This is a genomic window from Pseudomonas sp. D3-10 (genome assembly GCF_051132175.1).
In the GTDB taxonomy this organism is placed as follows: domain Bacteria; phylum Pseudomonadota; class Gammaproteobacteria; order Pseudomonadales; family Pseudomonadaceae; genus Aquipseudomonas.
Map to the genome: position 1 here is coordinate 4767385 of NZ_CP071668.1, position 15741 is coordinate 4783125.

The 15741-nt window shown below is 60.2% G+C and carries 15 protein-coding genes and 1 tRNA gene; 8 read left to right on the forward strand and 8 right to left on the reverse strand.

What is annotated here, in order from left to right:
• Positions 1-79: 79 nt before the first annotated feature.
• Genes murI through hemA form a run of 5 tightly spaced genes read right to left on the reverse strand, consistent with a single transcriptional unit; the run spans position 80 to position 4826 of the window.
• Positions 80-871 carry a glutamate racemase gene (gene murI / locus J3P90_RS21540; protein ID WP_434562341.1) on the reverse strand — a complete coding sequence of 264 codons (792 nt, stop codon included), beginning with the start codon at positions 869-871 and terminating at the stop codon, positions 80-82.
• The gene (locus tag J3P90_RS21545; protein ID WP_434675373.1) at positions 864-1619 is read right to left on the reverse strand and encodes a molybdopterin-synthase adenylyltransferase MoeB; all 756 of its coding nucleotides are present in this window, start codon (positions 1617-1619) and stop codon (positions 864-866) included. The genes murI and J3P90_RS21545 overlap by 8 nt, the downstream gene beginning before the upstream one ends.
• Positions 1613-2443 carry a peptide chain release factor N(5)-glutamine methyltransferase gene (gene prmC / locus J3P90_RS21550; protein ID WP_434675374.1) on the reverse strand — a complete coding sequence of 277 codons (831 nt, stop codon included), beginning with the start codon at positions 2441-2443 and terminating at the stop codon, positions 1613-1615. Before prmC ends, J3P90_RS21545 begins: the two co-directional genes overlap by 7 nt.
• A 14-nt stretch (positions 2444-2457) precedes the next feature.
• On the reverse strand, positions 2458-3540 hold the full coding sequence (gene prfA, locus J3P90_RS21555) for a peptide chain release factor 1 (RefSeq protein ID WP_039592197.1): 1083 nt from the start codon (positions 3538-3540) through the stop codon (positions 2458-2460).
• Positions 3537-4826, reverse strand: coding sequence for a glutamyl-tRNA reductase (gene hemA / locus J3P90_RS21560; RefSeq protein ID WP_039592198.1), 1290 nt, complete (start codon positions 4824-4826; stop codon positions 3537-3539). Before hemA ends, prfA begins: the two co-directional genes overlap by 4 nt.
• Positions 4827-5007: 181 nt before the next feature.
• On the opposite strand from hemA, the gene J3P90_RS21565 reads away from it, so the two are divergent.
• The 8 genes from J3P90_RS21565 to ychF all read left to right on the forward strand — a co-directional run bounded on the left by J3P90_RS21565 (position 5008) and on the right by ychF (position 11925).
• The gene (locus J3P90_RS21565) at positions 5008-6732 is read left to right on the forward strand and encodes a tetratricopeptide repeat protein (protein ID WP_434609578.1); all 1725 of its coding nucleotides are present in this window, start codon (positions 5008-5010) and stop codon (positions 6730-6732) included.
• Positions 6733-6736: 4 nt separating this feature from the next.
• Complete coding sequence (gene lolB / locus J3P90_RS21570) at positions 6737-7354, forward strand: lipoprotein insertase outer membrane protein LolB (protein WP_420764066.1); 618 nt, start codon at positions 6737-6739, stop codon at positions 7352-7354.
• Position 7355: 1 nt separating this feature from the next.
• Positions 7356-8207, forward strand: a complete 852-nt coding sequence (gene ispE, locus J3P90_RS21575; protein ID WP_434650016.1) for a 4-(cytidine 5'-diphospho)-2-C-methyl-D-erythritol kinase — start codon at positions 7356-7358, stop codon at positions 8205-8207.
• A 37-nt stretch (positions 8208-8244) separates the two neighbouring features.
• Positions 8245-8319: transfer RNA gene (locus tag J3P90_RS21580), tRNA-Gln, on the forward strand.
• A 47-nt stretch (positions 8320-8366) separates the two neighbouring features.
• Positions 8367-9308 (forward strand): ribose-phosphate pyrophosphokinase, encoded by a 942-nt coding sequence (locus J3P90_RS21585; protein ID WP_003171603.1) that lies wholly within the window; start codon positions 8367-8369, stop codon positions 9306-9308.
• Between the two features lie 140 nt (positions 9309-9448).
• Positions 9449-10051: a 50S ribosomal protein L25/general stress protein Ctc gene (locus tag J3P90_RS21590; protein ID WP_420764064.1), complete on the forward strand. Its 603-nt coding sequence runs from the start codon at positions 9449-9451 to the stop codon at positions 10049-10051.
• Between the two features lie 166 nt (positions 10052-10217).
• Entirely contained in the window at positions 10218-10802 is a 585-nt protein-coding gene (gene pth / locus J3P90_RS21595; protein WP_003185374.1) for an aminoacyl-tRNA hydrolase, read from the forward strand.
• A 22-nt stretch (positions 10803-10824) separates the two neighbouring features.
• Positions 10825-11925 carry a redox-regulated ATPase YchF gene (gene ychF / locus J3P90_RS21600; protein WP_420764062.1) on the forward strand — a complete coding sequence of 367 codons (1101 nt, stop codon included), beginning with the start codon at positions 10825-10827 and terminating at the stop codon, positions 11923-11925.
• 54 nt (positions 11926-11979) lie between these two features.
• Here the strand turns inward: ychF and J3P90_RS21605 are convergent, their stop codons facing one another.
• The 3 genes from J3P90_RS21605 to J3P90_RS21615 all read right to left on the reverse strand — a co-directional run bounded on the left by J3P90_RS21605 (position 11980) and on the right by J3P90_RS21615 (position 15576).
• Positions 11980-14055 carry a calcium-binding protein gene (locus tag J3P90_RS21605; RefSeq protein WP_434675375.1) on the reverse strand — a complete coding sequence of 692 codons (2076 nt, stop codon included), beginning with the start codon at positions 14053-14055 and terminating at the stop codon, positions 11980-11982.
• Between the two features lie 3 nt (positions 14056-14058).
• Positions 14059-14214, reverse strand: a complete 156-nt coding sequence (locus J3P90_RS21610) for a hypothetical protein (protein WP_420764060.1) — start codon at positions 14212-14214, stop codon at positions 14059-14061.
• Between the two features lie 144 nt (positions 14215-14358).
• Positions 14359-15576, reverse strand: a complete 1218-nt coding sequence (locus J3P90_RS21615; RefSeq protein ID WP_434562324.1) for an MFS transporter — start codon at positions 15574-15576, stop codon at positions 14359-14361.
• Positions 15577-15741 lie beyond the last annotated feature (165 nt).

Genomic DNA, 15741 nt, shown 5'->3' on the forward strand with positions numbered 1-15741 from the left:
TTCTTACAAACAGACAGAGCTATAGAAATCCGCGCCAAAACAGAAGTTCAGCACGATTTACATAATTTTCACGTTTTTTTTACAGGACGAAGCTTCGCACAATGCCGGAAGAATTCCATAGCATCGGTAGGATTTTTCTTAAATGTGACGGATCGGCACTGCTCCAGAATTGCGTTTCGCCAGCAGGCCCCTCGGCAGCTATTGCCCGCTCGCTCAGTAAGCGCTGGAGTTGGCGAGCCACGGCAGCGCCAGTGTCGATCAGGCTGACATCCTCCGGAACCATCTCTTTGAGCAGTGACTTGAGGAATGGATAGTGCGTGCAACCCAGGATCACCGTGTCGCAACCAGCCGCCAGCAACGGGGCAACGTAGCCCTGCAGCAACTGGCGCAAGGCCGGGCTGTGCAAGTCGCCAGCCTCGATCAGTTCGACCAATCCGGGACAGGGCTGCGTGACCACTCGCACGTCCGTGGCGAAGCGGTCGAGCAATGCGGCAAATTTGGCGCTCTGCAACGTGCCTGTGGTGGCGAGCACACCGACGATGCCGCTTCGAGTCGCCGCAGCGGCCGGCTTGACCGCCGGTTCCATGCCGACAATGGGCCAGTCCGGATAATCACGACGCAGGTCAGCCACTCCGGCGACGGTTGCCGTATTGCAGGCCACCACCAGCGCCTTGGCTCCCTGGCGTTGAAAAAAATCGGCAATGATCGCGCACCGCCGACGGATGAATTCCGGGCTTTTTTCTCCGTAGGGAATATGCCCGCAATCGGCTACGTACAGCAGCGACTCATGGGGCAGCAATCGGCGAATTTCCCCCAGCACCGACAGCCCGCCGACCCCTGAATCGAACACCCCGACCGGCGCCTCACTCATGTCGGGTACCGCAAACGCCGCACCCCGGATCCCGCTTGACCCGCAATTCGCGAAATCGCGTGCCCAGCGCATCGATCAACAGCAGGCGCCCCACCAGCGGCTCACCAAAGCCGGCCAACAGTTTCAGGGCCTCAAGCGCCTGGAGACTGCCCACCAACCCCACGAGCGGCCCAAGAACGCCGGCCTCGCTGCAGGTCAGCTCGGCTTCGCTGCCGTGCCCGTAGAGGCAGTGGTAACAAGGGCTTTCGGGGCGGCGCGGGTCGAATACCGACAGTTGGCCCTCCAGGCGGATGGCCGCGCCGCTGATCAAGGGCTTGCCCGCGGCGACGCAGGCTGCGTTCACCGCTTCGCGGGTGGAAAAGTTGTCGGAGCAGTCCAGCACGACGTCGACCGCCGCCACCGCGTCAGCCAGGCTGCCGTCGTCCATGGCCGTTGGATGGGGGACCAGTCGGACTTCAGGGTTGATGGCGGTGAGGCGGCGCATCGCCGAATCGACCTTGGTCAACCCGACGCTATCAGTGTCGTGGATGATCTGTCGCTGCAGGTTGGTCAGGTCGACCGTGTCGAAGTCGGCCAGGTGCAACTCGCCGACACCGGCTGCGGCCAGGTACAACGCCACTGGCGCGCCCAGGCCACCGAGGCCGACAATCAATGCGCGGCTCTGCTTGAGGCGCAGTTGCCCATCGATGTCGACGTGTTGCAACAGGATCTGTCGACTGTAGCGCAGCAGCTCTTGATCGTTCAGCACGGCAGGCGTCCCAGACTGATGCGTTCGTGATCACCGAGGTCCTTGCGGCTATGGACCTGGGCAAAACCTTGGTCTTGCAGCAGCCCCCGCACCGCGTCGGCCTGGTCATAACCATGCTCGAGCATCAGCCAGCCGCCTGCCTCGAGGTGATCGGGGGCCTGCTGGATAATCGCGCGCAAATCGTCGAGCCCGTCCGGCCCCGCCACCAGCGCACTGGCCGGCTCGAAACGCACGTCGCCCTCGGCCAGATGCGGATCGCTGGCGGCTATATAGGGCGGGTTACTGATGATCAGCCCGAAACGTTCGCCTTCCAGCGCACTGAACCAGTGGCTGCTCAGGATTGCGACGTTACGCAGGCCCAGGCGCTGGCGATTGCGTTCGGCCAACGCCACAGCCTCCAGCACACGATCGACCGCCGTCACGCTCCAGGCCGGACGCTCGCTGGCCAATGCCAAGGCAATCGCGCCGCTGCCGGTGCCCAGGTCGAGGACCCGGGCCGGCGTGGCTGTCAGCAGCTCCAACGCAGCTTCAACCAGCAACTCGGTGTCGGGACGCGGGATCAATGTGTGGGGCGCGACTTCCAGGTCCAGTTTCCAGAAACCCTGCTGCCCGAGGATATAGGCCACCGGCTCGCCGGAGCGACGACGGCGTAGATATTCGGAAAACACCAGCGCGGCCTCGCTCGGCACGATCCGCTCGGGCCAGGTGTGCAGGAAGCTGCGGGACTTGCCCAGGGCAGCGGCCAGCAACAACTCCGCATCCAAGCGTGACGTGGGGGAATCCGGCAATTCGGCGGCGCGAAGCAAACTGGCGATGATGGTCATTGGGTCACCCGTGCTTACTCGCCAATCGCGGCCAGTTGGTCGGCCTGGTATTCGGCGAGCAAAGGCTCGATGACGGCGTCCACACCACCGGCCAGAATCTCGTCGAGGGAGTACAAGGTCAGGTTCACCCGGTGATCGGTCACCCGGCCCTGGGCAAAGTTGTAGGTACGGATGCGCTCGGAACGGTCGCCCGACCCCACCAGCAGTTTGCGCTCGCTGGCGATGGCGTTGGCGGCGGCGCTGGTCTGCTGGTCGTTGAGCTTGGCCGAAAGCCAGGCCATTGCCCGTGCCCGGTTCTTGTGCTGGGAGCGTTCTTCCTGGCACTCGACGACGATGCCCGAGGGCAAGTGAGTGATGCGGATCGCCGAGTCGGTCTTGTTGACGTGCTGGCCACCAGCCCCCGAAGAACGGTAGGTGTCGATCCGCAGGTCCGCCGGGTTGATCTCGATGGCTTCCTGCTCGTCCGGCTCGGGCAACACCGCGACGGTGCAGGCCGATGTATGGATGCGGCCCTGGGATTCGGTGGCCGGCACCCGTTGTACGCGGTGGGCGCCGGATTCGAACTTCAACTTCCCGTAGACGTTGTCGCCCTCGACCCGGGCGATGACTTCTTTATAGCCACCGTGTTCGCCTTCGTTCTCCGATAGGATCTCCACCCGCCAGCCGCGACGCTCGGCATAACGCGAATACATGCGAAACAGGTCGCCGGAAAAGATCGCGGCTTCGTCGCCGCCCGTGCCGGCGCGGATTTCGAGAAAGACGTTTCGTCCGTCATTCGGGTCCTTTGGCAGCAACATGCGTTGCAGATTGCTTTCCAGCTCGACCAATTGCTCCTTGGCTTCGCGCACTTCCTCCACGGCCATTTCGCGCATGTCCGGGTCGCTGTCCTTGAGCAGCGCCTGGGCGCCCTCGAGGTCGCCCTGCACTTTGAGCAGTTGCTTATAAGTGGCGACAATCGGCTCGACTTCCGCGTACTCCTTGGAATAGGTGCGGAATTTGTTCTGGTCGGAAATGACTTCGCCGTCGCCCAGCAAGGCGGTCAGTTCCTCGAAACGGTCCTGGAGAATGTCCAGCTTATTGAGCAGTGACGCTTTCATTGCGATTTTTTATCCGAAAAGCTATCCGGTGAAGCCTCACCGAGGGCGAAAAGTTCCTGGGCCATGGCCAGCGCATCGAGGCGGCCCTCGGCCGTCAGCTTCTTGAGCTGGACGCTTGGGGCATGGAGCAATTTGTTGGTCAGGCCGCGCGCCAGTTGCACCAACACCTCTTCGGCGCTGCCGCCGTTGGCCAGCAGGCGCTGGGCCTTTTGCAATTCTTCGTCGCGCAGGCGCTCGCTTTGCTGACGATACGCCTTGAGCACGTCCACCGCCGCCAGCTCGCGCAGGCGCACCATGAAGTCCTCGGCGCCAACGGTGATCATTTCCTCGGCGGCCTGCGCCGCGCCTTGCCGGCTCTTCAGGTTCTCGGCTACGACTTCGTGCAGGTCATCGACACTGTAAAGGTATACGTCATCCAGTTCGCCGACTTCGGGCTCGATGTCGCGGGGCACGGCTATGTCGACCATGAAGATCGGCTTGTGCTTGCGCAGTTTCAAGGCGCTTTCCACCGCGCCCTTGCCCAGAATCGGCAACTGGCTGGCGGTGGAACTGATGACAATGTCGCTGTGCACCAGTTCGGCGGGAATATCCGACAGCAGCACCGCATGCGCACCGAATTGCTCGGCCAGGGTACTGGCGCGCTCAAGGGTGCGGTTGGCGACCACGATGCGCTTCACCCCCAGGTCATGCAGATGGCGGGCGACCAGGGTGATGGTCTCGCCAGCACCGATCAGCAGCGCCTGGCTGCGTTGCAAATCGCTGAATATCTGCTTCGCCAGGCTGACAGCGGCAAACGCCACGGACACAGGGTTTTCGCCAATGGCGGTGTCGGTGCGCACTTGCTTGGCGGCGTTGAAAGTGGCCTGGAACAGACGCCCCAGCAGCGGCCCGACGGTGCCGGCCTCGCGCGCCACGGCATAGGCCGACTTCATCTGGCCGAGAATCTGCGGTTCGCCGAGCACCAGCGAATCGAGCCCCGAAGCGACACGCATCATGTGACGAACGGCCGCATCGTCCTCATGTACATAGGCACTGGCGCGCAGCTCTTCCAGACTCAGGTCATGGTATTCGGCCAGCCAGCGCAGCACCGAATCGGCCGAGACGTGATCCTGTTCTATATAAAGCTCACTGCGATTACAGGTGGAGAGGATCGCAGCTTCGCGGCTGTCGGTGAGTCGGCAGAGCTGCTGCAGGGCCTCAACCAGCTGCTCAGGCGTGAAGGCCACGCGCTCGCGGACATCTACTGAAGCAGTCTTGTGGTTAATACCAAGTGCAAGGAAGGCCATTCAAGGTCGCTGATGGTGACGTGAAGCCGGCAATTGTCCTACTTCGCCAGATTGAGAACAACCACCACCGACTATTGTCACAATTACCTGTGCCTATAAGGCATCCGCCGAGACTCGGTTATGTTTGACCGATGGCTTGTGTCATGATGATCCGACCGCAGGTAAGTCGTCCTCTTCCTATATGAATAGATCTTTTGCGTTGCTCCTCGCTTTTGCCTTTCTCGGCGGCTGCCAGTCCATGGCCCCCGTTTCGACGGACGGTACGCCACCGGTCGAAGGCAGCACTCCGGCTCCCGAAAAGCCCAAGGTGTACGGCTCGTTCAGCGAAGAAACTGTCTTCAGCCTGCTGAGTGCCGAGCTGGCAGGCCAGCGCAATCGTTTCGACATTGCCCTGGATAACTACGTCACCCAGGCCATCAACACTCAGGATCCGGGCATTTCCGAGCGGGCGTTCCGCATTGCCGAATACCTGGGGGCCGACCAGGCCGCGCTGGATACGGCGCTGATCTGGGCCAAAAACGCCCCGGACGACCTCGAAGCGCAACGCGCCGCCGCCGTGCAACTGGCGCGCGCCGGGCGTTACGACGATTCCATGGTGTACATGGAAAAAGTCTTGCTGGGCAAGGGCGATACCCATTTCGATTTCCTTGCGCTGTCCGCCGCCGATACCGACCAAGAGACCCGCGACGGCTTGAAGAAGAGTTTCGATCGCCTGCTGGAACGCCACCCGAACAACGGCCAGTTGATTTTCGGCAAGGCCTTGCTGCTGCAGCAGGACGGCGACTCCCAAGGCGCCCTCACCTTGTTGGAAGACAACCCGCCGGAAGCGGGCGAAGTGGCGCCTATCCTGTTGCGTGCACGCTTGCTGCAAGGCATGAATCGCGGCGACGAAGCGCTGCCGCTGATGGAAAAAAGCATCAAGAAGTACCCGGACGACAAACGCCTTCGCCTCACCTACGCCCGCATGCTGGTGGAAAACAACCGCATGGACGACGCCAAGGTCGAGTTTTCCAGCCTGGTGCAGCAATACCCCGAAGACGACGATTTGCGTTATTCCCTGGCGCTGGTCTGCCTGGAGGCCAAGGCGTGGGAAGAAGCCAAGGGTTACTTGGAAGACCTGATAGCCCGGGAAAGCCACGTCGACTCGGCCCACCTGAACCTGGGCCGCATCGCCGAGGAGCGCAACGATCCCGAGAGCGCGCTGATCGAGTACGCCCAGGTCGGCCCGGGCAATGACTACCTCCCAGCGCAGCTGCGCCAGGCTGACATCCTGATCGGCAACGGCCGGACGGCCGAGGCCCAGAGTCGCCTGGCCGTTCAGCGCGACACCCAGCCGGACTATGGCATCCAGCTCTACCTGATCGAGGCCGAAACCCTGTCGGCCAACAAGCAGGGCGATAAAGCCTGGACTGTCCTGCAACAAGCGTTGAAGCAATACCCGGACGATCTGAACCTGCTGTACACCCGCGCCATGCTCGCGGAAAAACGCAACGATCTGGCCCAGATGGAAAAAGACCTGCGGCTGATCATCCAGCGCGACCCCGACAACGCGATGGCCCTCAACGCCCTCGGCTACACGCTATCGGATCGGACCACCCGCTACGATGAAGCCAAGGTGCTGATCGAGCAGGCCCACCGGATCAATCCGGAAGACCCGGCCGTACTCGACAGCCTCGGTTGGGTGAATTTCCGCCTGGGCAACCTCGACGAAGCCGAACGCCTGTTGCGCCAGGCCCTGGAGCGCTTCCCCGACCAGGAAGTCGCCGCGCACCTGGGTGAAGTACTGTGGGCCAACGGCAAACAACGCGAAGCCAGGCAGATCTGGGACAAGTTCCTCAAGGAACAACCGGACAGCCCGATTCTGCGCGGCACCATCAAACGCCTGACCGGATCAGAGACCCTCTAAGATTATGTTTGTGCGCCACTTCATTATTTTCAGTTTCATCGCCCTGCTCGCCGGTTGCGCGGGCTTCGGCGCCCGAGAATCCGTCCAGGGCCATGGCGACCCGGCCCAGTGGCGCGAGCATAAAGAACAGCTCAGCGGCCTCGACGGCTGGCAGATCGACGGCAAGATCGGCATTCGTGCGCCCAAGGACTCTGGCAGCGGTACCTTGTTCTGGTTGCAGCGCCAGGATTACTACGACATTCGACTTTCGGGCCCCCTGGGGCGCGGTGCGGCGCGGCTGACCGGCCGGCCGGGGCAGGTTTCGCTGGAAGTCGCCAACCAGGGACGCTACGAGGCTCCGAGCCCCGAAGCACTGCTGGAAGAACAGCTGGGCTGGAAACTGCCGGTTTCCCACCTCACCTGGTGGGTTCGCGGCCTCCCGGCACCGGACAGCAAGAGCCGTCTGACCCTGGACGCCGACAGCCGCCTGTCGAACCTGGAGCAGGATGACTGGCAGATCGAATACCTGAGCTATGCCGAGCAGAACGGCTACTGGTTGCCGGAGCGCATCAAGCTGCACGGCAGCAACCTGGACGTCACGCTGGTCATCAAGCAATGGCAGCCGCGCAAGCTGGGGCAATGACATGACCGCTGCACGCCTGACGCTGCCCTCCCCGGCCAAGCTCAACCTGATGCTGCACATCCTCGGTCGTCGCCCGGATGGCTATCACGAGCTGCAAACGATTTTCCAGTTCCTGGATTATGGCGACGAGATCACTTTTGCCGTGCGCGATGACGGCGTGATCCGTTTGCACACCGAATTCAACGGTGTTCCCCACGACAGCAACCTGATCGTCAAGGCGGCGAAGAAGCTTCAGGAGCAATCCGGCTGTTCGCTGGGCATCGACATCTGGATCGAAAAAATCCTGCCCATGGGCGGAGGAATCGGTGGCGGCAGTTCGAATGCGGCCACGACGCTGCTAGGCCTCAATCATCTCTGGCAGTTGGGCTGGGACATGGATCGCCTCGCGGCGCTGGGCCTTTCGCTGGGTGCCGACGTACCGGTTTTCGTGCGTGGCCACGCGGCTTTCGCCGAGGGCGTCGGGGAAAAACTCACACCGGTAGAGCCCGAGGAACCTTGGTACTTGGTGCTGGTGCCGCAAGTCTCTGTAAGTACAGCAGAAATTTTTTCAGATCCACTGTTGACACGTAACTCTCCTCCCATTAAAGTGCGCCCCGTTCCCAAGGGAAACAGTCGAAATGACTGCTTACCGGTGGTAGCAAGGCGTTATCCAGATGTTCGTAACGCATTGAATTTGTTAGGTAAATTTACCGAAGCAAAACTCACCGGAACTGGAAGTTGTGTGTTTGGGGGCTTCCCAAGCAAAGCTGAAGCTGATAAAGTCTCGGCCCTTCTTACAGAGACCCTTACAGGGTTTGTAGCAAAAGGAAGCAACGTTTCGATGTTGCATCGCAAGCTGCAAAGTCTGCTCTAAAAGGAATCGAGTGCTGGGCACTCGCAGCAACAGATACAGGGGCGTCGCCAAGCGGTAAGGCAGCAGGTTTTGATCCTGCCATGCGTTGGTTCGAATCCAGCCGCCCCTGCCATTTTCCTATACTCATCCAGGTATACCCTCAGCCTTCAGGTACTGCGCGTGTCCAAGATGATGGTCTTTACGGGGAACGCTAACCCCGATCTGGCTCGGCGTGTCGTACGTCAGCTGCATATCCCTCTCGGTGACATCTCTGTCGGTAAGTTCTCCGACGGCGAAATCACTGCCGAGATCAATGAAAACGTTCGCGGTAAAGACGTCTTCATTATTCAGCCGACTTGCGCTCCGACCAACGATAACCTGATGGAACTCGTCGTGATGGCTGATGCCTTCCGCCGTTCCTCGGCTACTCGTATTACTGCTGTTATTCCTTACTTTGGTTATGCCCGCCAGGATCGCCGTCCGCGTTCCGCACGCGTGGCCATCAGCGCGAAAGTCGTTGCCGATATGCTGACCGTGGTCGGCATCGATCGTGTACTGACGGTCGATCTGCATGCTGACCAGATCCAGGGCTTCTTCGATATTCCCGTGGACAACATCTACGGCTCCCCCGTCCTGGTGGATGACATCGAGGATCAGCGCTTCGAAAACCTCATGATCGTGTCCCCGGACATTGGCGGCGTCGTGCGTGCACGGGCCGTAGCCAAATCCTTGGGCGTTGATCTGGGTATCATCGACAAACGCCGCGAGAAGGCCAATCACTCCGAAGTGATGCACATCATCGGCGATGTCGAAGGGCGCACCTGTATCCTGGTCGACGACATGGTCGATACCGCCGGCACCCTGTGCCACGCGGCCAAGGCCTTGAAGGAGCATGGCGCTGCCAAGGTCTTCGCCTACTGCACGCACCCTGTGCTGTCGGGTCGGGCGATCGAAAACATTGAAAATTCCGTGCTGGACGAGCTGGTGGTGACAAACACCATTCCGCTGTCCGCTGCAGCACAAGCCTGTGCGCGTATCCGTCAGTTGGATATCGCACCGGTGGTTGCCGAGGCGGTTCGCCGCATCAGCAATGAAGAATCGATCAGTGCGATGTTCCGCTAAGGGCCCTGCCCTTTCCCGGATATCTCGTTGACGAAAAGCGCCCCGCCCCAACACTCATGTTGGGGCGGGGCTTTTTTGCCCATACCGCTTTGGCGTCGGTCGCAGACGTCATTCGGATATGGCTATTTTGGAGAAACAACATGACCGATTTCATTCTGAACGCCCAAGCGCGTACCGACCTGGGGAAAGGTGCGAGCCGCCGCCTGCGTCGTCTCGCCAGCCAGGTTCCTGCCGTTGTATACGGTGGTGACAAGGCCCCTGAATCCATCACCATGCTGGCCAAAGAAGTGGCCAAGCTGTTCGAAGACGAGGCTGCTTTCAGCCACGTGATCGAACTGAACGTTGATGGCAAGAAGCAAAACGTCATCGTTAAAGCGATGCAGCGTCACCCGGCCAAGCAGTTCATCATGCACGCTGACTTCATCCGCGTCGTGGCTGGCCAGAAACTGACCGCTACCGTTCCAGTGCACTTCATCAACGAAGCTGCTCCGATCAAGAAAGGCGGCGAAATCTCGCACGTGACTTCCGAGCTGGAAGTTTCCTGCCTGCCGAAGGACCTGCCTGAATTCATCGAAGTCGACCTGGCTGACGCCGAGATTGGCACGATCGTTCACCTGTCCGACCTCAAGGCTCCTAAAGGCGTTGAGTTTGTTGCCCTGGCACACGGTGATGACAAGGCTGTTGCCAACGTCCACGCTCCACGTGTTGCTCCAGAAGCGACTGAAGAAGGCGCAGCAGAGTAATTACACTCTGTCGCCGGAGTGACCGGAAACATCGCGGACTGGAACGTAGCGAGACAACGGGCAAGAACGCGAAGTTTACTTAACGGTAGATCCGCAATTTTCGTTCGTTGTCGCCACACCGTCTGACCGCGACATGTTAACCACCACTCCAGGAAGGGCCCCTATCGTGACTGCCATCAAACTGATCGTTGGCCTGGGAAATCCAGGCGCCGAATACGAACAGACCCGGCATAACGCAGGGGCCCTTTTTGTTGAGCGCATCGCGCACGCCCAAGGCGTCAGCCTGGCCGCCGATCGCAAATATTTTGGCCTGACCGGGCGTTTTTCACACCAGGGTCAGGATGTTCGCCTGTTGATTCCCACCACCTATATGAACCGCAGCGGCCAGGCCGTGGCGGCGTTGGCCGGTTTCTTTCGCATCAAGCCTGAAGAAATCCTGGTGGCCCATGACGAACTCGACCTGCCTCCGGGCGTTGCCAAGCTCAAGCAGGGCGGCGGCCATGGCGGTCACAACGGGTTGCGCGACATCATTGCGCAACTGGGCAATCAAAATACCTTTCACCGCCTGCGGCTCGGCATCGGCCACCCGGGCGTTGCCAGTATGGTTTCAAATTTTGTCCTGGGTCGCGCGCCTCGCGCCGAACAGGAAAAACTCGATGCCAGCATCGACTTTGCCCTCGGCGTGCTGCCGGATATCCTCGCCGGTGAATGGAACCGCGCGATGAAAAACCTGCACAGCCAGAAGGCCTGACACTTATCCGAGGGGAAACACCATGGGATTCAATTGCGGCATCGTCGGCCTGCCTAACGTCGGCAAGTCCACCCTGTTCAACGCCCTGACCAAATCCGGTATCGCGGCCGAGAACTTCCCCTTCTGCACCATCGAGCCGAACAGCGGCATCGTGCCGATGCCCGATCCGCGCCTGGACGCACTGGCGGCCATCGTCAATCCCAAGCGCATCCTGCCGACCACCATGGAGTTCGTCGACATCGCAGGCCTGGTGGCCGGTGCTTCGAAGGGTGAAGGCCTGGGCAACAAGTTCCTGGCCAACATCCGCGAAACCGATGCCATCGCCCATGTGGTGCGCTGCTTCGAAGACGAGAACGTGATCCACGTTTCCAACAGCGTCGACCCGAAACGCGACATCGAGATCATCGACCTGGAACTGATCTTCGCCGACCTCGACAGTTGCGAGAAACAACTGCAGAAGGTTGCCCGCAACGCCAAGGGTGGCGACAAGGATGCAGTCGTCCAGAAAGGCCTGTTGGAGCGATTGATCGCTCACTTCACCGAGGGCAAGCCCGCGCGTAGCCTGATGAAGGACATGAGCACCGACGAGAAGCTGGTGATCAAGGGCTTCCACCTGCTGACCACCAAGCCGGTCATGTATATCGCCAACGTCGCCGAAGACGGTTTCGAGAACAACCCGCATCTGGACGTGGTCCGTGCCATCGCCGAGGAAGAAGGTGCCATGGTCGTTCCGGTCTGCAACAAGATCGAAGCGGAAATCGCCGAACTGGACGATGGCGAAGAGAAGGACATGTTCCTCGAGGCCCTGGGCCTGGAAGAGCCTGGCCTGAACCGGGTGATCCGCGCTGGCTACGAAATGCTCAACCTGCAGACCTACTTCACCGCCGGTGTCGAAGAAGTCCGCGCCTGGACCGTTCGCGTGGGCGCCACCGCCCCGCAAGCCGCTGGCGTCATCCATACCGACTTCGAAAAGGGCTTCATCCGCGCCGAAGTCATCGCCTACGCCGACTTCATCCAGTACAAGGGCGAAGCTGGCGCGAAGGAAGCCGGTAAGTGGCGCCTGGAAGGCAAGGAATACATCGTCAAGGACGGCGACGTGATGCACTTCCGCTTCAACGTCTGAAATGAAAAAAACACCGCGTGGCAGTGACTGTCACGCGGTGTTTTTTTATGGGCGTCAACTTAACAAATGCCATTGATCGACGTCTGGCGCCACCCCGATCAGGCCTAGTTGGGCGTCGGGAGCCGCTGTGGGAGCAAAGACCATGTTGTCTTCCCCGAGGCTTTCCCGCCAGTCCCCGGCCAGCGCAACCTGGAACGAATGGCCTTGCGCGTCCGCTTGCGCATCCTTCAGGTAAGTGCGGTCCAATGCCTCGTTGTAGACCAACTTCAGCGTAGTGCCCGTACCCTCTCCGAAGCCGGTATAGCCCAGTGCCGACACATCGATTTTGTCGTCAACCGTAAAGCCTTCGATAAGGTCGGCAAAGCTCTGGTTGTCGGTACGGTAGCTGTCCTCGATGGAGAGATAGCGGAACACGTCGGCGTTTTCCCGATTGTCCGTCCACAACGAAATGTCGGCTCTGTCCCCACCGTTGAGACGGTCGGCGCCCGCGCCGCCGATGATGACATCCGCTCCGGCGCCGCCGTTGATACGGTCATTGCCGTCCAGGCCATGGATGATTTCCGACAAGGCAGAACCGGTAATCGTATCGTTGGTAGATTCCCCTTCAAGCGTGGGCGCCGTGAACACAAGATTCGTGTAGTTCAGTTGCCCGACCAGATTGCCATCCAAGGTCAGTTCAAAACGTTGCCCGGTAGCATCGGCGTCGAAGCTCTTGAGGTAGGTGCGGGTGCCGTCCGCGCTGGCCTGGATGGCCAAGGTACCGTCATGGCCATCGCCAATACCGGTGAAGCCCAAGCCGATCAGGTCAATGCGGTCCTCGGAGACATCGAAGTCCTGGATTCGGTCGCTGCTGTTCAGCGTGGCGGTGCGGAAGCTGTCGCCCAGTTCGGTAAAACGGAAGATGTCCGAGCCTGAGCCACCTTGCAACACATCACGCCCGCCGTCGCCGTGGAGCACATCATCGCCCGCCAGGCCGTGGATGATTTCGGCGGCATCGGTGCCCCGCAAGATTTCCTCGCCGGCGTACCCCTCCATATGGAGCTTGCCGTCCTGGCTGCCAAAGCTTGAGTCCAGGCTACCGTCGGCGTTCAAGCGGATGACATTGAAATCTCCGTTGTTCGTGCCGGCAGCCACGATCCTGCCATCGGCTTGCACCGTCAAAGCCGCCGGCGTGTCGGCCTCGAAGGTCACCGAGCCATTGCTGCCGAAACTACTGTCGAATGACCCGTCAGCGTTGAGCCGCGCCACGGTAGCCAGGCGATCGCCCTCGCCATGCCCCATCACGATGATCTTTCCGTCAGCCTGCACGGTGACCACCGAGTCTTCCCCAAACCCCATGGCAGCGCTCAAATGCAGGACGCCGTCGTCACCGAAACGGGTATCCAACTGACCGTCGGCGTTGAAACGCTGCAAGGCGAACGTCGGATCGCCCGTGCCGGCGGCATTGTAGGCAGCCCCGACCACGACACTCCCATCTGCCAACACCGCACTGGAGATCCCTCCGTTGAAAAACGGGTCTTCGTAAATGTCGACGGTGAGCACGCCGTTGTGACCAAAGCCGTCGAACAAGCTGCCGTCATTGCCAGCCTTGGTCACGGTAGCCTGGTCAAACCCGCGGGCACTGACCTGAAAGGTGCCGTCCATATTGGCCGTCAGGTCGATATCCTTGAAATCATGGTTGATGTCGACCGTCATGACACCGTTCTGACCAAAGCCGACATCACGCGTCCCGTCACTGTTGTAGCGCTCCACTTGTATGCCGGTGTTCAGCGCCACAGCGACGAGCACCTTGCCATCGGCCTGCACCGCCGTCAGCTCATAGCGGGACGCTGGGGCTGTCGTGGTCGGTATCGTATCGACGCCACCTTCATGAAAGCGGGTGTCCAGGCTGCCATCCGCATTCAGGCGGATAACGGAATGGTTCTGCTCGTAGCCGTAGCTTTCCTCACCTGGCGCCCCGGGGTAGCCCCATGCCAGGTACTCGGTATAGCCGCCAATCAGTATCTTGCCGTCCGGCTGGATAATGATGCTCTGGGCATCATCTAGCTGGCCGGTGAGGTCGACCTGGACAGTGCCGGGGCCGGTTCTCACGGTATGGGAATTCAGGTTCGGGTTATCGACGGTTGCCATGGTTTAGTCCCTTAAAAGAAATGCCAGTTTCGTCACCTGGTAGAGCGACAACGCTTTGCACGCTGCCTCGGTCATAACCATGACCGGTGGCTTCTTGTTGGAGCCAATTGACTGGAACAGGCTCTTTGCGTCGGAAACACCAAAGAGCGGCAAGTTCATTCATGGCTCAGGGACTACGATAAACGGTACATCGACCCCATCCGGGGTCGAGAGCAAAAATGCCTGATGGATTGACCGAGGCTCTGTACGAAAGGTATCCGCACTGGCCCATACTGCGTTGAAACGGGGCTCGGAATGTTCGATTCAGGCCCTTTTGGTCCTTGGCAGGAAAATCGCCAACACGCCGAACAACGGCAGGAACGAGCACAGCCAATACACGTATTCGATACCCCGGATGTCCGCCAGATGCCCCAGCAGCGCGGCGCCGATCCCACCGAAGCCGAACATCAACCCGAAGAACACGCCGGCGATCATCCCAACGTTGCCCGGCACCAGCTCCTGGGCATACACCACGATGGCGGAGAAAGCCGAAGCCAAGATGAAGCCGATCACTACGCTGAGGATGCTGGTCCACAGCAGGTCCACGTGAGGCAAGATCAGCGTAAATGGCGCCACACCCAGAATCGAGAACCAGATCACCGCCTTGCGTCCGATCTTGTCGCCGATCGGGCCGCCAAAGAAGGTCCCCGCCGCCACTGCGCCAAGGAACAGGAACAGGTGCAGTTGGGAAGATGCCACCGACAGGTCGAACTTTTCGATCAGGTAGAAGGTGAAATAGCTGGTGAAACTGGCCATGTAGAAATACTTCGAGAACACCAACAGGCCAAGCACCACCAACGCACTCAGGACCCGCCCCTTGGATAAGCCATGCGTCGCCGCCTGGCCTTGCTTGAGCTTGAACAGGTTCAGGTGATTGGCGTACCAACGGCTGATGCGGTACAGCACGAACAAGGCAAACAGCGCGAACAAGCCGAACCAGGCCACATTGCCTTGACCGTAGGGAATGATGATCGCTGCGGCCAGCAGCGGGCCGAATGCGGAGCCGGCGTTTCCGCCCACCTGGAAAGTCGATTGCGCCAGGCCGTAACGACCGCCGGAAGCCAGTCGCGCCACTCGCGATGCCTCGGGGTGAAAAGTCGACGAGCCGATACCGATCAAGGCCGCCGCCAGCAGGATCATGGCAAAGCTGCCGACCATGGACATCATCACGATGCCGATCAGCGTGCACACCGTTCCGGCCGGCAACAGCCAGGGCTTCGGGTGCCGATCGGTGTGATAGCCGACCCAAGGCTGCAACAAAGATGCGGTCAACTGGAACGTAAGGGTGATCAGGCCGACCTGGGTAAACGTCAGGCCATAGCTGTCCTTGAGCATCGGATAGATGGACGGCAGCACAGCCTGGATCAGATCGTTGATCAGATGAGCCAACGCCACCGCACCAATGATGCGCATGACCAAAGGACTGCTTTGGGGCGTGGCGCCAATGGGCGTCGCGTCAGCCGGGGTATTGCTGATAGCCATGGGAAGTTTCCAGACGGCAGGTGGGAGCACATGGGCAAGGTTCGCCAATGTGCCATTTTTCAGTGCGACAAGGCTATCCCATTAGCTTGCTATCGACCGATAAAAAATAGTCGGCAAACAAGGTGATAGCGCAACGCCATGGTCTGAATCTTGCCTTGTAAAAGT